8 protein-coding genes are annotated in these 23,544 nt (G+C 42.0%); 5 read left to right on the forward strand and 3 right to left on the reverse strand.

Annotation, left to right across the window (positions count from 1 at the left end; translation table 11 throughout):
- Positions 1-148 precede the first annotated feature (148 nt).
- Entirely contained in the window at positions 149-2,317 is a 2,169-nt protein-coding gene (locus ACIPUA_RS05620; RefSeq protein WP_449059413.1) for an inverse autotransporter beta domain-containing protein, read from the forward strand.
- A 447-nt stretch (positions 2,318-2,764) separates the two neighbouring features.
- A complete protein-coding gene (locus tag ACIPUA_RS05625; RefSeq protein WP_449059414.1) occupies positions 2,765-16,981 on the forward strand; it encodes an Ig-like domain-containing protein in 14,217 nt (4,738 codons plus the stop codon).
- A 36-nt stretch (positions 16,982-17,017) separates the two neighbouring features.
- On the opposite strand, the gene rtcR is transcribed toward ACIPUA_RS05625, so the two are convergent.
- Positions 17,018-18,598 (reverse strand): RNA repair transcriptional activator RtcR, encoded by a 1,581-nt coding sequence (gene rtcR / locus ACIPUA_RS05630; protein WP_449059415.1) that lies wholly within the window; start codon positions 18,596-18,598, stop codon positions 17,018-17,020.
- 486 nt (positions 18,599-19,084) lie between these two features.
- On the opposite strand from rtcR, the gene ACIPUA_RS05635 reads away from it, so the two are divergent.
- Genes ACIPUA_RS05635 through ACIPUA_RS05645 form a run of 3 tightly spaced genes read left to right on the forward strand, consistent with a single transcriptional unit; the run spans position 19,085 to position 22,238 of the window.
- Entirely contained in the window at positions 19,085-20,203 is a 1,119-nt protein-coding gene (locus ACIPUA_RS05635) for a slipin family protein (RefSeq protein WP_042848432.1), read from the forward strand.
- Between the two features lie 2 nt (positions 20,204-20,205).
- On the forward strand, positions 20,206-21,432 hold the full coding sequence (locus ACIPUA_RS05640; protein WP_042848433.1) for an RtcB family protein: 1,227 nt from the start codon (positions 20,206-20,208) through the stop codon (positions 21,430-21,432).
- 11 nt (positions 21,433-21,443) lie between these two features.
- On the forward strand, positions 21,444-22,238 hold the full coding sequence (locus ACIPUA_RS05645; RefSeq protein ID WP_042848434.1) for a nucleotidyltransferase domain-containing protein: 795 nt from the start codon (positions 21,444-21,446) through the stop codon (positions 22,236-22,238).
- 87 nt (positions 22,239-22,325) lie between these two features.
- Here the strand turns inward: ACIPUA_RS05645 and ACIPUA_RS05650 are convergent, their stop codons facing one another.
- Both ACIPUA_RS05650 and ACIPUA_RS05655 read right to left on the reverse strand, forming a co-directional pair.
- The gene (locus ACIPUA_RS05650; RefSeq protein ID WP_071547663.1) at positions 22,326-22,781 is read right to left on the reverse strand and encodes a DoxX family protein; all 456 of its coding nucleotides are present in this window, start codon (positions 22,779-22,781) and stop codon (positions 22,326-22,328) included.
- A 192-nt stretch (positions 22,782-22,973) separates the two neighbouring features.
- On the reverse strand, positions 22,974-23,540 hold the full coding sequence (locus tag ACIPUA_RS05655) for a molecular chaperone TorD family protein (RefSeq protein WP_042848437.1): 567 nt from the start codon (positions 23,538-23,540) through the stop codon (positions 22,974-22,976).
- Positions 23,541-23,544: the final 4 nt, after the last annotated feature.

The raw sequence follows: 23,544 nt of genomic DNA on the forward strand, positions 1-23,544 counted from the left end.
AACCTTACCAATCAATTGGTAACCATACCATTCCAAACTTTTCCACAACGCTAACTTAATTTCCGTTTAAGTCCAATAAATTCACAAGCATATACACCACTCCCCCCTGAAAATAGCAACGTTAATATTGATATCAGGAATAAGTTCGATGGCTCCCCTTTCGTCAAAATTGAAACCAACGTTCTCGAATCGCTTGGCGCTCGCCGCTGCCATTGGGTCTATCGCCATTGTGCCGGCCATACCCAGTTACGCCCAAATACTCAGTACGGACAACTTACCTACATTGGGGAGCGATGCCTTTCAATTTGCCCCACTTCCCTCCTCTGATGGTACTGAACGCTTTCTGGCTAAATATGGGCAGAATGCGGCAAACTTGACCTCTGAGGAAAACAAGACAAAAAACCTCTCGGAAATGGCACAGGACTATGCTCGTCAAAAAGCAGCTGATGTTGCCACCGATGAAATATCTCACTGGCTGTCAAAAGCCGGTAATGCTAGGCTCAATATTAACCTTGATAAACAACTGTCGATTAAAAATACCCAATTGGACTGGTTGATACCTTGGTATGACCAACCCGATTTGTTACTGTTTTCCCAACACAGCATTCACCGAACTGATGGCAGGCTGCAAACTAATCACGGTATAGGGTTACGCCACTTTAACCAAAACAGCATGATGGGTCTGAATACCTTTTTTGACCATGATTTATCCTATCATCATTCCCGCTTAGGATTTGGCCTAGAATACGCACAGGATTACGCCAAAATCAGCGCTAATAGCTACTTAAGGCTATCTTCTTGGCGCAGCACATCAGAATTAAAAGATGATTATGATGCGCGCCCTGCCAATGGGTGGGATATTCAAGTCGAAGGGTGGCTTCCTACTTATTCAAACTTAGGCGCTAACTTAAAACTAGAGCAATATTACGGTGATGACGTCGCTTTATTTGGTAAAAATAAACGTCAGAAAAACCCTATGGCCACCACTGTTGGTGTGCATTGGACCCCTTTCCCATTACTGGGTATTAATGCAGAGCATAAAATAGGAAATGGCAATACCAACGAAACTCGTGTAAACCTCGGTTTAACCTGGCTATTAGGCAAAAATCTAGCGCAGCACCTTGACGCTTCAGCAGTCGATGCAACTCACCGTATTTCCAGTAACCGTCATGATTTTGTTAATCGCAACAATAATATTATTTTGGAATATCAAAATAAAAACTTAATTTTGCTGTCATTACCTCAGGTTATTCAAGGCGTGACCGGCGAAGAAGTGTCTATTATTCGCAACTTAATCTCAGAGTATCCTCTCGAAAAAATTATTGTTGAAGCCCCTGAGTTGGTAGCGGCAGGTGGTAGCATTACGCTAAATGGTCTCAAGAGTTCAGTGAAGTTGCCCTCTTACAAAATAGCGGAAAATGACGTTAAAAACCAACAACTCAACCGATATCGCCTAACAGTAACCGCTTATGACATTAAGGGGAACATGTCACCACAAGCTGAAACCTTAGTTGAAGTGTCCAATACTGGCTTGCTCGCTATCATCCATAAAAATGGTACAAAAAAGAGTAATGTTATAGCAAATGGTCGAGACCCAAATGTATTCACTGTAGTTATTAAGGATGCGCTTGGACATACCGTCCCAAATGCAAAAGTGAATTTTACCCTACCCGCTGGGCTTACCTCGTTCAATCAAAAAAATACAAGTTATTATTCGTTATTTAACCATTTTATGTGGAAAGCACAGGTCGCAAAATCCGCTTCAGAACAAGAGTTCGCCATTATCGCTAATAGCAAAGGAGAAGCTTCTATTCAATTTACAGCTTCGGTATCAGGGAGCTACGCCTTAAAAGCCAGTACGCAATATGGTGCAGAAATTAACGAACAGTTTAACTTTAAACCCGATATTGATCAGTCGTTTATCGGCAGTATAGAGATTATGCAAAACAATGCGTTGGCAGATGGGAACAGTAAAAATAAAATTAAATTTCATATTGTGAATAATAGCCGACAAAGTATCGCAGGTGCACAAGTGCATTTTAGTGGTAAAAATGTCGCTATTTCACCGACGATACCTACCGATGAGCAGGGAAATACCGAATTAGAAATCAGTAGCTTAACTGCTGGAACAACAGAAATCATTGCCACTCTTAATGGTGATAGCAGGGTCATACCGGTTAACTTTATAGACAAAAATGCCACGTATCACAGTCAAGAAAACCGTATCGTTTATAAGGGGGCCTTATTTAGGCAGCCCACTCATAAACCTGCCCCCCAAACAGACTCATTGTGGCATTTATTCGGTCAATTATTTTAATTATATGGATACCCCTCACTTGAGACCACGCCATAAAATAAAAATAGTGGTTTAACTCTTAGCTCATTATTACCCCTTAAATGGGGCTTTTTTTTATTTTTTAGTAACGAACTGATGACGGCCACAAACCGCGACTAAATTTAATATTATTCCAATAAGAATAGCGTTTATACCATCTATTGATTAATTTGAAATGCATAATTTCCAACCCATTATTTCACCCTTTAGATAACTGATTTTGTTCAGGTAAGATTAATTCTCAAGCAACATAAATAGCATTTACTCGCGTTATAAACGGTCGCTTTTTATTAGCAATAAAAGCCACTCATCCCCCATTTTTTCGCCTTGCAAATTCCGCTTCTGTTTAAGTCAAACTAATTCACAAGCTCTTACCTTTATAAGCATTCCACAATAGCAAAGTTAAAATTAAAACTAGGAATGAATTAAATGAGCCCCACTACATCAACAGCAAAGCCAACATTGAGACACAGACTCTCAAATGGTTTTGTGATATTTACTGCTATTTGGTCTTCGGCTGTTATGCCTGTTATGCCAAGCTACGCAAAAATGTTAAGCCCTGATGAATTGCCAACACTAGGTGGTGATTCACTCCCTCTTGATGACAATAAAACCGAACAGCTTATTGCTGAGTATAGCCAAAGTGCCGCTCGTTTTATTTCGGATAAGAAAAAAGCTGCAGACCTCGCTGAGCTAGCACAGGATTACACGCGTAATAAAGTTACCAACGCAGCAACAAATGAAATTAACCATTGGTTATCCCAAACGGGGAACGCCAAATTTAGTGTTGACGTAGATAAAAAATTAAAAATTAAAAATACCCAGTTAGATTGGTTAATCCCTTGGTATGACCAACCTGATTTATTACTGTTTACCCAACATAACGTTCATCGTACTGATGGCCGCTTACAAACCAATAATGGTGTTGGCGTCCGTCACTTTACCCCGGATAGTATGGTAGGCGCGAATGCCTTTTTTGACCATGACTTATCTCGTTATCACTCTCGTGTCGGTTTTGGGGTTGAATACGCACAAGATTTCTTAAAATTGAGTGCCAATACTTACCTGCGTACCTCGTCATGGCGGGGGGCGTCTGAATTAAAAAATGACTACAATGCTCGCCCAGCTAACGGTTGGGATTTGCAAGCTGAGGGCTTTTTACCATCATATCCGCACCTTGGTGGAAACCTGAAGTTTGAGCAATATTTTGGGGATGATGTTGCTTTATTTGGCAAAGATAAGCGCCAAAAAAACCCACTGGCAACCACAATTGGTATGAGTTGGACCCCTTTCTCACTGGTAACCTTAAGCGCAGAACAGAAAATAAGTGGAGGATTGAGTGAAACCAATGCCAAAATGGAATTCACTTGGACATTGGGTAAAAGCTTAGCTGAACACCTTGACCCGACTAAAGTCGTTGAGTCGCGCCGTCTATTAGGTAGCCGATATGATTTCGTTAACCGTAATAATAATATCGTATTGGAATATCAAAAGAAAACCTTGATATCGCTTTCTCTTCCTGACATGGCCCAAGGAAAAACAGGGGATATACTCCCTATCATCAATTCCCTTAGTACCAAGTACCCTTTAAAAGACATCACAGTCCAAGCCCCGGAGTTTTTAGCTGCAGGCGGAGAGATCTTACTTGATGGTGCAAAAACAAAAGTTAAATTGCCCACCTACAAAGTGGCAATGACCAAAGAAGAAAGCAAGAAAAATAACCGCTATCGATTCACAATAACCGCATCTGACCACAATGGAAATCACTCTCCACAAGGAACGACATGGGTTGAAGTTACCGACTACGGCGTATTATCAATTAACCCAAACGAGGTCATCAAACAAGGTAACGCGATAGCTAATGGCCAAGATATCAATACATTAACCATAATTGCCCAGGATGCTTTAGGAAATATCGCACCGGACTCCGTCGTGACCTTCACCTTGCCTGCTGAGCTCAAACTGGCTACGCCAAAAGCCACCTCGTCACAAATGGCTTTTTCTAATCTATTAAAAAAAATGCAGGCGGCAAAATCAACCACCCAAAGCAAATATCGCGTTATCACCAATATGAAAGGAGAAGCATCGATTCAATTTACCTCTCTCGTCACAGGTAAGCACCGAATTCAAGCGACTGCAAACGGCGGCGTACCGGTTGAAGCGGCTTTTTCCTTTATTGCAGATACCCGCCGAGCGCATATTAATCATTTTAATATCCTCAGTGATAATGCGGTTGCAGATGGAAAATCTACAAATAAAATTCAATTCCATATCACTGATAACCATGCACACCCAATTCAGGGTGCCATGCTGCAACTTGATGCTGAAAATGCCAATGCCACACAGCTAAGCCCAACCGATGAGCAGGGTAACACTGATGTTGAAGTGGACAGCAAAATAGCGGGAACAACTAAACTGTCCGCAACACTCAATGAACAACGCGTTGAAGTAAAAGTGAATTTTGTATTTGGTCAGCTAGCCAATGTCTCCATTTTAGACCTTGAGAAAACAGCCGCGGGTACAGATAGTATCATCATGATTTCTTTAACTGACCAATATAACAACCCAATTTCTGGGGCTGATGGTAGCGTAATAGCCAACATCGATGGTCAACCAACCCCCATTACAATAAGTGAAACTTTTGCAGGTAGTGGCGTTTATATCGGCACATTACCGGGACAACAAAGCGGTACACCAAACGTAACGGTGACTATTGGTACACACACATCTTCCCCAGAAGTTCTAATCGTTGAGTCTCCGAAGCCAATTACTCCTCTCACGCCAGATGGGACAGGAAAAAAAGGGGAAAAAGGTGTTGTTGATAATATAACTATAACGCCTAGTTCTCCCTACTCTTTGCAATCTGGGGATACGCTTGATGTTACCGTCACCATTAAAGATGCCTTTGGTAACGGCTTAACAGATTTAAACAGCAATAATATCAATATTGGCAAATACCAAGGCGATACATTGAAATGGATTGATAACGGTGATGGTTCATACACCACCTCTTTACCATTAACCGAAGTCGGTACCAATGATTTAACTGTTTCTGTTAATGGAACAATGAGCCCAGCCACTAAAGTCGAAGTGGGCAACGCCACAGGCACTAAAAATGTCGATAACGTGAAAGTCACCAACATCAGTAAACCCGCAGCAGGTGAAAATGGTACCGTGACTTTCCAGTTAAGTGATAAACACAACAACCCCATAGTCGGCGAAAAAGAAATTACCGTTAATATTGATGGTCAGCCACACACTTTGCCAGTAACAGAAACCTCCTCAGGTACTTATGAAGCTATTATTCAGGGGCAAATTGCAGGCAACCATTATATTTCAGTGGTCGTTAACGGGAAAGAGTCCCCCAAAGAATTGCTAATTGTTGATAAGCCACAACCTATCAAGCCTAAAGACCCGAGTGGTATAGGGCAAAAAGGTGAGCAAGGCGTCGTCGATAATATCGCCATCACCACAGGTGATACCAGCCATCTACAATCTGGCGATAAGCTCGAAATCACCGTAACCATCACAGATGCCTTTAACAATGGTTTGTCAGGGCTAGACACTAATAATATCAACATTGGTAAACACAAAGGCGATACGTTGAAATGGGTCGATAACCAAGATGGCTCATACTCTACCAATATTGAATTAACAGAAATTGGCAATAATGACCTCACTGTTTCTATTAATGGCTCTACCAGCCCACAGAAACAAACCCAAGTTAGCCATGCCAAAGGAAAAGACAAAGTTAGCAAAATCGTTATTACCAATCCCCCTACCCCAGCAGCGGGCGCGCAAAGCACACTGACTGTCAAATTAACCGACAAAAATGGTAACCCTGTGGTTGGTGAACAGGAAATGGTGATTAAAATTGATGGCAAACCCTACACTTTACCTGCAAAAGAAGGAAAACCGGGTATTTATGAGGTCACATTGCCAGCGCTACAAGCAGGCAAACATGATATTCATGTTAGTTTGAATGGCACCACATCAATTAAAGAAAAGTTGCTGGTTGAGCAGCCAAAATCAATTTCCCCGAACAACCCAAACGGAACGGGCCAACTAGGCGAGAAAGGTGTTATTGACAAAGTGGCTATCACGGTTGATCACACTCACCGTTTTGAATCCGGTAATCCTCTTGATGTCACCGTAACGGTGTCAGATGCCTTTGGTAACGGTTTAGCTGGTTTAAATACCGATAATATCGATGTCGGTAAACACAAAGGGAATACCTTAAAATGGGGAGACAATGGCGATGGCTCTTATACCACTACCTTGACCTTAACCGAGGTTGGCAGCAATGATTTAACCGCCTCAGTCAATGGTACCCGCAGCCCACTCACAGAAGTACAGGTTAATAACGCCACAGGGGCGTCCCATGTCGACCAGGTGAAAATCACCAAAACAGAAAAACCAGCGGCAGGCTCAAATAGTATTGTGACTATCGAGTTAACCGATAAACATGGCAACCTAGTGGCCGGTGAAAAAGAAATAACTATCAATATTGATGGTCAAGCCCATAAACTGCCAGCGAGAGAAAGGAAACCGGGTATTTATGAGGTCACGCTACCAGCACTGCAAGCGGGTAATCATAGCATTAGCGCGAATGTGAATAGTAAGGTCTCAACTGAAAATACAATCGTGGTCGCGAAACCAACACCAATAAAATCGAATAATACCGGAAAACTTGGGGAAAAAGGTGTTGTCAACAACATTGCCATGACAATGGGCGATACCAGCAACTTACAATCTGGCGATCAGCTTGGGATCACAGTGACTATCACTGATGCCTTTCATAACGGTTTAACCGAAATCAATACCCATACTATCAACCTTGACGGGTTTAACGGCAAACCAGTCTGGAAGGATGAAGGCGATGGTTCTTACACCACCACCATCACATTAACAGAGATTGGCTCAAAAGATTTAACCGCCTCAATTAACGGTCAAAAAACCCCTGCGACGGCCATTCAAGTCAGCAACGCTTCGGGTAAAAATAACGTCAGTAAAGTTGAAATTACCAAAATAGAAAAAGCAGATGCAGGTTCTAATAGCACACTGACTGTTAAATTAACCGATAAAAATGGTAACCCTGTGGTTGGTGAACAGGAAATAATTATTGAAATTGATGGCAAAAAACACACACTACCCATCAAAGAAATCGCCCCTCAAACCTATGAGGTTATTCTTCCAGGGCAACACGAAGGTAAGCATAGTATTATCGCGGAAGTGAATAATAAGCTGTCAGGCGTAAAAACACTGGTAGTTGAGAAATCAAAACCCATTAAATCAATAAACCCAACTGGCAGTGGTCTGCAAGGGGCAAAAGGTGTTATCGATAAAATTACCATGACCACCGGTAGTGTAGCCAATCTGCAATCAGGCGACGCACTCCGTGTGATGGTAACGCTAACCGATATCTTTGGTAATACATTAACAGGGATCGACACCAGTAATATTATTCTTGATGGCTATAATGCTGGAACACTACAATGGATTGATAACGCTAACGGAACTTACTCAACCACCTTGCCATTAACTCAAATAGGAGACTATAAATTAACCGCTTCAATTAGTGGTCATAAAACACCTCACACACCAATTAACGTCGCTAATACGACAAATAGTGCCAAAGTGAGCAATATCATCTTTGACGCTATCCCCTCTAGTGCAACAGGTGACAATAGAGTTATTACACTAAAAGTGACTGATGCTAATCAGCATCCTGTGACCCAAATAGCAAATGAAATACAAGTCACCATTGAAGGGAAGACAAACACTTTACAATTAGCAGAATCAACAACAAACAAAGGCACCTACATGGCTGTTTTGCCGGCGCAAATGCCTGGCACTTACATAATTAATGCCAAAGTTAACACGAAAACCGAGACAAGGATCTGGGTGGTAGGAGCAGCAAACACTATTACCGCCTCCCCGCAGGGCCAATTAAATGAACGCGGCACCCTCAACACCATTGAGTTTCAAATATCACCCCATAATGGTCTAAAAGTTGGCAATACCCTAACCCTAACCGCGACCATGAAAGATGCGTTTGGTAATACCTTAACTGGTGTTGATACAAAATTAATTAACTTACTTAAAAGCAAGAATAAAAATGCGCCATGGCAAGATAATCAAGATGGTTCTTACCGTTCAAGCCTACAGTTAATTCAGTTTGGAAAAGCGTCATTAAAGGTTGAGGCCAATGGCATCCAAAGTAATGAAGTGGCTATTGATGTGGCCTATAGCGAGCAAGTCAGCCATATCACCGCATTAAGTTTAGAGCCTATTTCCAATAGCGAAGCAGGTAATCAACCCACTATTACGGTGAAAGCTATTGATAATCAAGGTCATGCAATTACAAATATTGCAAATGCCATCACTGTAGCGGTAAACGGTCAAAAAGTGGCTGTCACCTTGACTGAATCTACACAAAATAAAGGCTCTTACATTGGCACCTTGCCAGCAATGACGGCAGGGAAATACACTGTCGAAATCAAAGCTGGTAACCAAACACAATCAAAAGAGTGGACTGTCAATGGCGCAACCACTATTACAGCCAATCCCAAAGGCCATACTGGTGACCGTGGTGTCGTTAACAATATAACACTCAATACGTCGTCAATTACCGCACTCAAATCTGGTGACTCTCTAAAGCTAACGGTCACCGCAAAAGATGCATTTAACAACCCCCTTAAAGGGATTGACCTGAACAGCATTACGCTAACGCACAACCAAAAAACCAACGTGACGTGGAAAGACAACCAAGATGGCACTTATACCACTGATTTATTGCTAACCCAACTCGCTAGCGACACAGTAAAAGTGAGCATCAATGGGCATGCCCAAAACGTCAATATTGTGGTGAATAATGCGATAGAAAGCACAAAAATCACCCATGTTGTACTTGAGCCTATCTATGCAAGTGAAGCAGGTGAAACTCAAACTATTACAGTAAAAGTTACTGATAATAATAAGCACCCGGTTACTGCAATTGCTAACCATATCACTGTTAAGATCAACAAACAGTCTCGATCAATACCTTTTACTGAATCCTCAACCCACAAAGGCATTTACACCGCCGCATTACCTGTAGAAAAAACAGGAGATTATACTATTGAGGTGAGTGCTAACCGTCACACATCAACAAAAACGTGGCAAGTAAAACAGCCTACGACCATTAAAGCGACAGCAAAAAATGGGAGTGGCGCAGAAAATCAACGTGGTGTAGTTAAAACTGTTAAATTAACCTCTTCGTCGCCCAACGGTCTCAAATCAGGGCATTCGTTACAATTAACCGTAATACTAAAAGATGCCTTTGGTAACACCCTTGAAGGTGTTGATAGCTCAGCTATTCAATTGCGGAACAAGCAAGCAAACACTGTCAGTTGGTCAGACAACCGCAATGGAAGCTATACCATTATTTTACCGTTAACCGCTATTGGTGAAGATCAATTAATGGTTACCGTAAACAAGAAAGACAGTTCACCGCTGAAAATTAACGTCGATAATGCGACGGGTGCAACTCAAATTCATAAGGTCGAAATTAACAAGCTACCTAGCCCAGCAGCAGGTAAAAACAGCACCATCACGATTGTATTAACTGATGCAAACTCCCTGCCTGTCACAGGAGTGAACGGTAGTGCAATCCTTTCTATTGATGGTGTAGAAACGTTAATTAATATCACTGAAAAAACCAAAAACACGGGGATCTACACCTCATCGCTTTCAGGTCAAAAATCCGGCGATCATAAAATAAAGGTTACGGTTGGTGGTATTCATTCAACAGAATCAACCTTACACGTCAGCGCACCAAACACCATCACCAACAATAAGCATGGCGCAGAGGGTGAACATGGCGTGGTAAAAACCGCTGAGCTCACAATCGCACCGGCTCAAGGCTTTAAATCAGGGGATAATGTAACACTGACACTGACGTTAAAAGATGCGTTTGATAACACACTGGTAGGAGTTGATACCTCAGCAATTAAGCTTACCCATAACCAACGACTGACTCCAGTTTGGACAGATAGAAAAAATGGCACCTATACCGCGGCATTAAAGCTGACAAAATTAGGTCAAGACCAGCTCTTTATCGCCGTGAATAACGAACAAAGCCAGAGCGTTTCCATTTATGTCTCCGCGCAAGCAGACAACAAGGCTATCCAACAAATCAACATTACTGATGTTACCCAAGTTGCAGCAGGAGCAAACAGCGCCTTTGTGGTTGCATTAATCGATGATCAGGGTAACCCTGTCAATGGCATCGATGACGTAACGGTGAAAATCGATAAGCACCCACCAATCTCTGTTTCAGTCACTCAACAAACGGATGGCAGTTACACAGGAACATTACCGGGGCAACTCAGTGGTGCTCATGAGGTGGTTATTTCTACCAATGGGCTAACATCCAAGCCAAAAACGCTAAACGTGGCACAAGCCGATACCGTTACCGCAACGGCAGATGGCAGTGGCATAAAAGACAAGCAAGGTGTTGTTAGCAGCGTGGTACTAAGTGCATCAAAAACAGCGTTAACATCTGGCGCGAATGTGCAACTGACCGTCAGCTTAAAAGATACCTTCCACAACCCACTCAAAGGAGTTAGCAGTAAACATATTGCGCTACAACATAGTCAAATGGGCAGTGTGGCATGGGTAGATCACAATAACGGCAACTACACAGCAACATTGCCGTTAAATAAACTGGGGCCTGATACACTGAAAGCCACAGTAAACTCAGTAGCAAGCCAAGCTATCACTGTTCACGTACAAAATACCAACCAAGTGACGCAAATTAGTACACTGGAGCTTAGCCCTATTACCCCAACAGCAGCAGGTAACTCGCCAACACTGACAGTGAAAGCCGTTAATATCTATAACCATGGCATCACGGGTATTGCTGATAACTTTAAAGTTTCACTTGATAATACGTCACAGCACCTAACTTTCACTGAAGATAGCCAACAACTAGGGACTTATACCGCCACCTTACCGCCTAAAAAAGCCGGTAGCTATACAGTTGAAGTTCGTGCGAATACACACACAGCAACACAAACCTGGGTGGTAAACGCTGCAACGGTCACCAAAGCAACCCATCACGATGGCTCTGGGGTTCAGGGTCAGATAGGTGTGGTTAATACCGCTGAACTGGCCATAAAAACCGCTGCCAACCTCAAATCAATGGATACGATAAAACTAACGCTGACCTTGAAAGATGCGTTTGATAACCCTCTAAGTGGTATTGACGTTAAAAATATTGAATTAACCCACAACCAAACTAGTAATGTGCTTTGGGTTGATAACAAAGATGGGACCTACACTGCGGACTTAATGTTAACGGCATTGGGTGAAGACCACTTAGTCGCTAAGGTTAACAGTTCGCAAAGTGATCTGGTTAAGATTGATGTCGGGCATGCTGAAGGGGATAGTAAGGTTTCCCAGATTAAAATTCTGTCGTCCATGCCTGTACCTATGTTAGCGGGCGTAGGCGGTACACTGGTGCTTTCCATGACAGACAAAAACGGTCACCCAGTCGCCAATATTAATCAAGTGTCATTTGGCATCATAAATAATTTGGGGACTACCTTCAACGTCTCTCAATTGGCTAATGGTAACTATATTCTCACATTACCAACCCTACAGGCAGGGGGATACACCTTTAGGATTAGAATTAACAAAATATCCGACACTATAAGCCTCACAGTGGAAAAACCAAAAGCTATTCTCGCAGATAAACCTGATGGCTCGGGGGCTACAAACTCACGCGGCGTGGTGAAGAACGTACAATTTGACCCTATACAGATAACTCATCAGCAAGCCGGTAATAAACTAAAACTCACAGTCACCTTAACTGACCATTTTGATCATAAGCTAATCGGTGTTAGTCACGGCATTATGACCAAGACAAAACAAGCCAGCTCTGTAAAATGGCAGGATAACGCAGATGGCAGCTATTCCACGGAGTTGTTGTTGAGTAAAGTAGGGACAGATACGTTACAAGTAACCGTCAATAACATTTCCCAATCACAAACCATTCAAGTTAATGCCCCAGAAGGTAAATCTGCCGTTCACAGTGTGGAGTTAAAGGAGACTGGCAAGATGTTTATGGTCGGCGATTCCGTCAAATTACAATTAACATTGACAGATAGCCATGGTAACGGTGTTGAAAAGGTACAGGCTAGCGATATTCGATTAGAGCATAATAATACGCTTATCTCTGCACTCTCTTGGCAAAAACTAGGCACAGGGGTTTACACCACCACACTCCCGTTACATAAACAAGGGAGAAACACTTTTGTAAGTCGAGTTAACAACCAAGCAAGCACACCACTTGCCGTTAGCGTCAACGCACTAACCGGCCCAACACAGGTAAAAACCGTTCAGCTTAACGCCAGCACTAACCAACTGACAGTGGGAAGTAAAACAGAACTGACTCTGACATTATTAGACCAATGGAATAATGGTGTTGGCGGGATCACCGCTAAAGATATCACCATTAATGATGCGCATATTAAGAAAAACCTAACGGGTTTAATCTGGACGCCACAAGGAAATGGTATCTATACTGCACCAACAACGGTTTCTACCGTAGGGGTCCACTCGCTGAAAGCAACCGTTAATCTAATAGAAAGTCATAATGTATTGGTTGATGCGCAGCCGTCAACCAACCAAAGTCATATAAGTAAAGTTAAACTAACAACAAACTTAAGCACCATTACCGCAGGCAGTAAAGTCACGTTATCGCTAAAAATAACTGATATAAATGACAATCCAGTTATTAAACTCGATAATCATAAGATCACGCTGACTGAAAGTAACAACACCATACCCACTGTCTGGGATGAAGATCTCCACGGCTTAGGTATCTACTCCACCAGCATCAAGCTCACTAAGGTTAAAACACATAAGCTAAAGGCTGAAATTGGCCAGTTTACAGATATAACAAATGTCATGGTCAATTCACCATCGGGTAAAGATGCGGTGACGGCAATCGCCATTTCACCGATAGCCAGAAGTGAAGCAGGGGAAGCATCATCGTTCTTAATTCACTTAACTGACCAATATCGAAACCCTGTTAACAATGTCCTAAGTAGTGATATCACCGTGAAAATTAATGGGCAAAAACAGAACATTATATTTACGGAAAAAAATATATTGAACGGGTATACAGCTCACCTTCCTGCCACTAAAGCTAACAGTTATCAGATAATGGTGGAAGTTAACGGGCTATCAAAAACTGCCGAATGGGTCGTTAATCCCCCTATAGCGGTCCCAATCACTTCTTATGATAAAGATGGGTTAAGGCGCTCATTAGAGACGATTTTTGTTACTCACAACGCTCAAAGCACCACAATAAATTCAGGTGATAAAGTCACTCTAACTGTTGCGCTAAGAGATAAGTTCAATAACAAACTCACTGGTGCAAAAAACGCATTGAATTTACTGACTAATCTACAACCAACTACCGCATGGATAGAAGTCAGCGATGGGCTATATACTCAAGAAGTCATTATGAACAAGCTACACAAGCAATCAATTCAAGTGGTGGCAAATAAAATGCTCAGCGATAAGCTTGAGCTAACCATTTCACCTGCCGAAGGGGTAAGTCATGTCCATAAAACCCGACTTGAAACCAAAGAAGGCACCATTGAAGCAGGTAAAGAAGTCACCTTAACATTAACCCTAACCGATAGCGTTGATAATGGGGTTATCAAGGTCGATACTAACGATATTCAATTCACCAACAACCAAAAAGCCGTCAAGACGACATGGGCTAACATACAAGATGGCGTGTATACCACCAAACAACGGTTAGAAACCATGGGTAATTACCAGTTCAAAGCGATTGTAAACAACCAGCCAAGTCGTATACAGACCGTGGAAGCCACCTATCCAAGCGGAAAGGATGTGGTAAAAACAGCGGACATATCAGCAAATACCAGCATGGTTAGTGCAGGTGAAAATGTTGAGTTAACCTTAACACTGAAAGACCAATACCAAAACTTGGTGACTGGCGTCAATGGCTTGGATATTACTTTAGTCGATAACCATAGCAAACAAAAAATTGATAGCAGTAGCATTGCTTGGAACATGGAATCAGCGGGGGTTTATAAAGCCAAAGTTCCACTGACATTAGTCGGTAAGCATACGTTAACAGCCACCGTGAATACGGTATCCGCTCCAACCAACGAAATTACGGTGAACTCCCTAACAGGTGCTGCGAATGTGAAATCTGCAACACTTTCAACATCAGCAAAATCAATCATGCCGGGTACTAATGTAGCACTATCCTTAACCCTAAAAGATAAATATGACAACCCGGTCACCAAGGTCGACACAAAGGATATTTCCTTAACTGATGCGTTCGCGACCTTGCCTACAGCAAGCGTAACGTGGAGTAGCTCGCAAGATGGCGTTTATACGACTAACGTCCAGTTAAATAAGGTAGGAAGCCACACATTAACGACCTCAGTTAAGAATGTGCTGTCTAATGATACCGTGAAAGTTGAATCATTCAGTGGCACTCGCCATGTGAATAATGCAACATTGGCTCTGGACAATTCAACAATAACCGTTGGTAATTCAGTCACATTAACCCTATCACTTATCGATATGTATGGTAACAACGTTAGTCAGGTGCCGGACGGTGACATCACCATAACTTATGGTAATACGACACTCAGTCCAAACTGGTCATCTTCTACGAATGGAACCTATACTGCATCGCTGCCATTTAACAACGTCGGCACTGGGTCATTGCAGGCAAGGGTGAATAAATACGATAGCCTTGCTCAAACCCTGACAGTCGCTCATCCAAGTGGCCAAAATAAAGTAGCAAAAGCTAACTTAACGGTAAAAACAACGTCACTCAAGGCTGGGCAAGACGTTGAATTAACCTTAGTGTTAAAAGATAAGCACGATAACTTTGTGATTGGCGTCAATGGCTCGGATATTGCTTTAATAGATAGCCATAAACAAAAAATTGATAGTAGCCGTATTGCATGGGGCATGGCATCAGATGGCGTTTATAAAGCCAAGGTTCCACTGACATTAGTCGGTAAGCATACGTTAACCGCCACCGTGAATACGGTATCCGCTCCAACCAACGAAATTACGGTGAACCCACTTAAAGGTGCTGCAAATGTGATCTCTGCGACACTTTCAACACCAGCAAAATCAATCACACCGGGCACTAAGGTAACACTGTCCTTAACCCTAAAAGATACATATGGCAATCCTGTTACCAAGGTAGATGCAAAGGATATCACCTTAACTGATGTATTAGTGACCTTGCCTACACAAACCTTAATGTGGAATAGCACACAAGATGGCGTTTATACGACTGATGTCCAATTAAATAAGCTAGGAAACCACTCGTTAATAGCAGAAGTTAATAATGTACCATCTAGCCATACAGTAGCAGTTAAGCCATTAAGTGGCCCTAGCCATGTCAAAACAGTCAAGTCAACTGTACCCAAGAAGGTTAAAATGGGTGAAAATACATCAATAACAGTAACCTTAGCTGATATGTATGGGAATGGCGTTATTGGCGTCCAAATGGCCGATGTCACTATTTCAGATACGCAAAATAATACCTCCCCTTCATCTTGGACAGATAATAAGGATGGTAGCTACACAGCAAACATTGTATTTAATACCCTAGTGACAAAGAAAATTAAAGTCAGTGTCAATTCACTCTCACACACCCAAGATGTAGAGGTAGCCGTTGGTGTCCCGGTATTTAGAACTGGTCGCAGTGAGTTCTCCGTTGTTAACCGCGATATTGATAAACGCGGTCACTCTATAGCCACTATCCAATTAGTGCTAAAAGATGCTGCTGGTAGCCTGATTACCGACCAATTCCCTACAATTAAGGTAAAAGGTGCGGCTTTGTATAATGATAACATGAAGGAACTCTCTAATTCCAAAGGGACTTATATCATTGATATATCCAGTGACAAACAAGGCACAGCGATTGTTGAAATAGATAAAGACTCCATCGGTGCAACAAACAGACCACCGACATTCACCTTTACCGCTTATGGAAAAGTACAGCTGGAGACTCATATTAACCCACATACTTTTGAATTCAACAGTGGTTTCCCTAAATTCGGATTCAAAGATGCAACCTTTACCATTAAGGTACCTGTTGGAAGGCCATCGGATTATAACTGGCAGGTATCTAAAAATTGGCTCACAGTCAATAACAATGGCGTAGTCACTTTCAACAAAAAACCAAGTTCTTCTTGGACGGCAGAAATCACAGGTCGTGCAAAATCAGGTGTTGGCCATGATGGGGTTGTCAAATTTAGTATTACCCCCCACATTTGGTTGGATCTCCGCTCATCTAAAGCGAGTACGCCTGAAGAGCACTGTAAAATCAACGGAGGAACTCTTTCCACTGTTACTGATTTTGCTTCAAACTTCGCAAGACAAACAGGTTCAATCATCCCTGAATGGGGGAACCTACAAAGATATCAATCCAGCATCTTCGCAATTCCGTATATCGTAGTTAAGCATGACCAAAGTTCTACCCATGATCGTACTTTGCTATCTATTGTAGATGGTGGCCTACTACCTTTTAACAGCAACTCCGGTGTAAAAATTTGGGACAATAGCGCTGTCTGCGCCTTTAAACCTTAACTCACCCTCCCCCCGCCTCGGCGGGGGTTTTTCTTTTTATCCCTTTCTCACCCCATCCCAATCTAACCCAAACTTTGCCAAATATTTTCGCAGCCTATCTGCATCATTTGGCTGTTTTTTATGTTGCCGTGAAATGGCAAACAGCTCACGCCCCGCTTCTGACAAAGAAGATGAACGCCGGCAAACTTCCAGCACGGTTGCTAACTGTTGCTGGTCGAATAAATCAATTTCGCCAATTTGCTTTGGTAATGTATTGGTTGATTTTGACTGCCATTGAGCTTGCAAACGGCCAATTTCCTCTTCGGCTACCGCTTTGGTAATACGCCCGCGTTCAGCAAACGTTGCCATTCGGTTAATGGAGGCACCCAACTCACGGAAATTTCCACGCCAATGGGCTTGAGGGGAACAGGCAAACTTCACATAAACGTTTCGAGCTTCGCTATCAAAACGAATTTGGCTTTGTTGGTCTTGGCAAAATTTGGCTAATTCATAATCAATATTCGGTTCGATGTCTTCACGGCGGTCACGCAAGCCCGGTAAGGCAAATGTCCACATATTGATACGGGCAAATAAGTCTTCACGAAATTTGCCCTTTTCCACTTGCTGCGCCAAATTACGGTGAGTCCCTGCAATTAATTGAAAGTCACTGTGAATTTCTTCATCTGAACCATAAGGAAAAAAGCTTTTCTCCTCAATGGCTTTCAATAGCATTGCTTGTTCATCTAGCCCAAGTTCCGCAATTTCATCGAGAAATAAAATACCGCCATCCGCTTCTTTCAGTAACCCACGCCTTGGGTTGATTGCCCCTGTGAACGCCCCTTTTACATGACCAAACAGCGTCGACATAGCGTTATCACCACGAAGCGTTGCACAGTTTACTTCCACAAATCGCCCTTTAACTTGATGGCGGCTTTCACGCAGTTGATAAATTCGCCGAGCTAAGAAAGACTTCCCCGCCCCCGTTGGCCCATTGAGTAAAATCGGGGCTTTAGAGCGTAGTGCGACGCGTTCGATTTGCTCAATCATGGTATTAAATGCCGCGTTGCGGGTGGCAATACCCGATTTTAAAAACGAAACCTGCTGTTGCTGCTCTGTTTGGAAACGGCTGGTGATATGGGCGTAACGGCTAAGATCAAGGTCTATCACCGCATGAATACCGGCAGGGTCTTTCTCCCGCCCCTTTTGGCTTGGGGAGGTTTGAATTAACTTCGCAGGCAGGTAATGAGCCTCGGTTAATAAGAACCAGCAAATTTGCACCACATGGGTACCCGTAGTGATATGTACCAGATACTCTTCATTATCAGTATCAAATTGATAATGCGAAGAAAAATCCAGTAATGAGGTATAAACCTCTTCAAAATCCCACGGGTCAGCAATATCCACCTCATGCAGTACCACTTCCGTATTGGGAGAAGCTTGTTCAATGTCCTCTTTCACCCGGTGCGCCATGCCATAGTCATTCACCTGATGCAGTAATTCAAAACGACCAATATCCAAATTAGGCTGTTGGCAAAGGCCAACCGTTGGCCGCCATTTTGTCCAGCGATTGGCTTTTTTGCCTCTTCTATCGAGTACTGTGCCCAATACACCAATGACCACTTTGCGTTTCTTATTCATGATGAGTTTATATAAATTTATAAAATGCGATATAAAAAGATAATAAATAGCCTAATTCATTTCTCTTGGTAATGTTAGTAAAATTTAACCAGATATATTTATTTGTTATTTTTCAATAATATAAAATTTTTTAACTTACTTTAATAAAAGTTGGCACGCTTCTGGCAATTATATCTTCATCCACTGCCGGAAATTGTCTGAACTTCGAGTTCAACCGGTGCAGACATGGTGACTCAGTCACTACATGGTCTGTATGCCGCCGTCAGTAAGATACCTTGGTAATAGCCTAGCTATCAGGTTCGACTCCTGAAAAAAATACAAATCCAACTGTATAAAACTAAGCAGAAGTTAAGCTTGAAACCGCCACTCGAGAGCTTTGCCGAGTGATGAGCAGAAATTTAGACAGCCAATTTTGGCACTCTACTTTTCCCCTCACCACTTCGCTTTTTTCTTCAGTGCCGGATAAATATTGAAAAAGGAAAAATAATGAAAAAAATAAATATCGCTCAAGGACAAATCGCATTGACCGCTAAAAATGGGGATTTTAAACAATTACTGACTGCGGGTGAGCACCGTTTAAACGATTGGTTTAATCAATTGACGGTGTCATTGTTCACACTTGATAACGAACCTATTGATGAAAAACTGGCAGACCACTTACGCCAATTTCACCCTGATTGGGTTGATGATCACTGTATTGACATCGCTTTGACTGATGACGAGATTGGTTTTATATACTTGCACAATAGTTTGACAGAAATACTGCCACCTGCGAGCCGTCGGTTGTATTGGAAAAATGGCAATAATTTAAAAGTGGAGCCGCAGTCGCTAGAAAATAGCGTTATTGACTCTGTATTCGTTGCACGTCTGATGGGTAAAAAACGCATTAAAGGCAATGAGTTGGCCTTAATTAGCCAAGTACCTGCATGGCATGTCGGTATGCTAAAAATTGATGGTGAGATACAAGATTTATTACAACCGGGAACTTACGGTTATTGGAAAATCAACCACAAACCGGAAGTTGAGATAATAGACACTCGCTTACAATCATTAGAAGTTAGCGGACAAGAGATTTTAACCAAAGACAAAGTCACATTACGCATCAACCTGTGTGCCAACTGGCGCTATCACGATGTTTTGCTGGCATTCTCAAAACTGAGCCAGCCTGTAGAGCATTTATATCGTGAATTGCAGTTTTCAATACGAGAAATCGTGGGTACCCGAACCTTAGATGAACTTTTAGAAAACAAGCAGTTAATTGATGAGTTGATGTTGATTCAAGTCGCGCAGTGCGTCGTTGAGTTTGGCTTAGAAATCGATAGTATCGGTGTAAAAGACATCATTTTGCCGGGGGATATGCGCACTATTTTATCTCAAGTCGTTGAAGCCGAAAAATCGGCACAAGCTAACGTGATCCGCCGCCGTGAAGAAACCGCCGCGACTCGTTCACTGTTAAATACCGCAAAAGTGATGGAAAACAACCCAGTTGCGCTGCGTTTAAAAGAACTTGAAACCTTAGAAAGTATCGCACATCGAATCGACCAAATTTCCGTTTATGGTGGGTTAGATCAAGTATTAAACGGATTGGTAAAAATTAAGGAATAACAATGAATAACAATAACTTTAATCAATTAATTCAAGAAAATGGCGTGCCTGTAAAAATGTGGACCAACGGCGTGCCTGTAGACCCGAAAGCGGTAACACAACTACAAAACACCGCTAAAATGCCGTTTATTTTTAAGCACCTTGCGGTAATGCCGGATGTACACGTTGGAAAAGGTTCGACGATAGGAAGTGTTATACCAACCAAAGGGGCGATTATCCCTGCGGCAGTTGGCGTGGATATTGGCTGTGGGATGATTGCCGTGCGTACATCATTAACAGCGGCTGATTTACCAGATAGCCTGCAAAATATTCGTTTCGCTATCGAAGCGGCGGTACCACATGGTCGAACAACCCACCGCCATGGACGTGATAAAGGGGCTTGGTATCGTACACCGGATATTGTCGATACCCACTGGGCGCACTTGGATGAAGAGTTTAAACGTATCTGTGATAAATACCCAAAACTACGTAACACTAATCATTACAAACATTTAGGGACATTAGGAACGGGGAACCACTTTATTGAACTGTGTTTAGATGAACAAGACCGTGTATGGGTAATGCTACATAGCGGGTCACGCGGGGTGGGAAATGCGATAGGTAACTTGTTTATCACGCTGGCACAAAAAGATATGCAACAGCATATCGCCAATTTGCCGGATAGAGACCTTGCTTACTTTGAAGAAGGTAGTGTGCACTTTAATGACTATATGGAAGCAGTGGGTTGGGCGCAAGACTTTGCTCGCCATAACCGTGAAGTAATGATGCACCGCGTATTGGAAGCACTATCACGTGAAATTCCAAAGCCGTTTATCACAGAACAAGAAGCCGTAAATTGCCATCATAACTATGTGCAAAAAGAACAGCACTTTGGTGAAGAAGTACTGGTAACCCGAAAAGGCGCGGTATCTGCACGAAAAGGCCAAATGGGGATCATTCCAGGGTCAATGGGGGCGAAAAGTTTTATTGTGCGCGGTTTAGGTGACGAAGAAAGTTTTTGTTCATGCAGCCATGGTGCAGGACGGGTCATGAGCCGGACAGAGGCTAAAAAACGTTTCTCTGTAAGTGACCAAAAAATAGCGACAGCCCATGTTGAGTGCCGAAAAGACAGTGATGTGATTGATGAAATACCGATGGCTTATAAAGACATTGATGCGGTGATGGCTGCGCAGTCCTCACTGGTAGAAATTGTTCATACCCTACGCCAAGTAGTGTGTGTAAAGGGATAAAAGGAGAAAGCATGGAAACTAGCCATGAAAGTATATCCGTGCTGATGAAAGAACGGATAGGTAAAACACTTAAAGAAATAGAAGAAACTCACCACGTTAAAATACTCTTTGCGTGTGAGTCGGGTAGTCGCGGTTGGGGCTTTGCCTCCCGCGATAGCGACTATGACGTCCGGTTTATCTATGTTCACAAACTTGATTGGTACCTAACATTGGATAAAAAACGCGATGTGATAGAGAAACCAATTGATGATGAGTTAGATGTGTCGGGTTGGGAGCTTTCTAAAGCATTGAAATTAATGCGAAACTCAAACCCCGCATTAATCGAGTGGCTACACTCACCCATTGTGTATTTTAAGGATGAGGCATTTTTTACTCAACTGGAGCAACTAGCTGCACAATTTTATTCGCCACTAAAATCACGTTATCATTATTTATCAATAAGTAAGCGCAATTTACATACTGATTTTAAAGGCAAACAAGTTAAACTGAAAAAATACTTTTACCTATTGCGTGCTGTATTAGCATTACACTGGATAGAAAAAAGTAAAAACATGCCTCCAATGGCATTTTCAGAATTGGTGACTGCAACAGTCTCAGATAAATCAGTACGATTAGAAATTAATGAGTTGTTGGCGATAAAAAGCCAATCTGACGAAAGTCATTATGGTGCGAGACGGCCAGCTATAGACCAACTCGTATCAGAGACTATGACTAATGCAGAGCGAATGCAATTCCCTGAACCCGCTTGCCGTGATAGCCGTTTACTAGATAGTTTTTTCCGTACAGTTGTATTAGAAAATAACTAGCTATTGGTTATTCAAAAAAATAGACCATCAGAATATTTTTGATGGTCTTTCTTTAAAGGCAATGTCAAACACTTAAGAAAAATAATATTACCGCCAGCATGGGTTCTTCATAATTGAGAATTTCCCTGCGCCCATAAATGCCAATGCAATCGAGCTTAAGAAGAAATAAACAATACTTTCGATAGCCCAAGCGCCGGTTTTATCGAGTAAAAAAGTTTTATCCAAACCAATCATTAGCCATGCAACAACCATGGTAAACGCCACTAATAAAGCTGATGGACGCGTTAAAAAACCTAAAATAATAAAAATTGGGGCAACCACTTCACCTAAAATAGTCCCATAGGCAATAAATTCAGGTAAACCGTAAGAAGCCAGCAATGCCTTAATACCACTAGCCCCTGTTAATAATTTACTCATACCATGGAACAGCATTAGCCCACCAACCGAAAGGCGTAATAGCAACCTTCCTAAATCTTCATGAGACAATAAACGATTACATAGATTGACCACTTTATACCCCCTTAGAATATTTAAGCACATCATTAAGTAGTATGACTTAAAAACGTATTATGGCTTAGAAATATAAAGTAAGAATCATTTTAATTTGCATTTCTTATAACTAAATCAATTTTCATTTAATTATAATTTATTAACCTTTAACTCGTTCAAATATTACGTTTAATTAACGATTTAAACATCAAAAATACTGATCAATTAAGCCTAACATTAAAAACTTTATGAACAATTTTTTACCGTGACCAGAGCAAGCTCAGTCAACGCATTATAAAAAAGGCTCTGGTTTGTTCGATTTAATTGCTCAGAAAACTGTGGTAACCAACTTTCTAAATGTTCATGCAATAATTCTTTTAATGCCTCTTCTCTCACTTGTGAAGCTAAAACCGCCGCTTGAAATAACATTAAACCAACATGGTCTGACGGTTCTGGATAAGGTGTTTGTACCGTCAAACGCTCACGTTTTAAAAAATCACTTAGCGCCGCTGTTGATGAGCCTTGCAATACCCCTTCAGGGTCTAAATATACCGAGCCCCATGGTGGGGCTGGTAATGCATTTGGCCCAATAAATAGCGCTGTCCACTGAGTATTTAACGTCGCGATATCTATTTTAAGTGACTCCGTAATACGACGACTAAGTTGAGAACTTATTTTACAGGGCCACTGAGAGGCAAAATCATCGAGCTTGAAAAAATGAATAGCATAATCAGCTGCGTCGTCCTCTGGTGAAAATAAATAACAAGTACCCAATATATTAAATGCTGCTGCATAGTGTGAAAAATGGATCATACAA

The sequence above is a fragment of the Providencia sp. AGC89 genome, assembly GCF_053543535.1.

Coding starts and splice junctions, on each gene's coding strand:
- ACIPUA_RS05625 (WP_449059414.1), top strand. CDS start 2,765: ATGAGCCCCACTACATCAACAGCAAAGCCAACATTGAGACACAGACTC.
- ACIPUA_RS05655 (WP_042848437.1), bottom strand. CDS start 23,540: ATGATCCATTTTTCACACTATGCAGCAGCATTTAATATATTGGGTACT.
- ACIPUA_RS05635 (WP_042848432.1), top strand. CDS start 19,085: ATGAAAAAAATAAATATCGCTCAAGGACAAATCGCATTGACCGCTAAA.
- ACIPUA_RS05620 (WP_449059413.1), top strand. CDS start 149: ATGGCTCCCCTTTCGTCAAAATTGAAACCAACGTTCTCGAATCGCTTG.
- ACIPUA_RS05640 (WP_042848433.1), top strand. CDS start 20,206: ATGAATAACAATAACTTTAATCAATTAATTCAAGAAAATGGCGTGCCT.
- ACIPUA_RS05650 (WP_071547663.1), bottom strand. CDS start 22,781: ATGATGTGCTTAAATATTCTAAGGGGGTATAAAGTGGTCAATCTATGT.
- rtcR (WP_449059415.1), bottom strand. CDS start 18,598: ATGAATAAGAAACGCAAAGTGGTCATTGGTGTATTGGGCACAGTACTC.
- ACIPUA_RS05645 (WP_042848434.1), top strand. CDS start 21,444: ATGGAAACTAGCCATGAAAGTATATCCGTGCTGATGAAAGAACGGATA.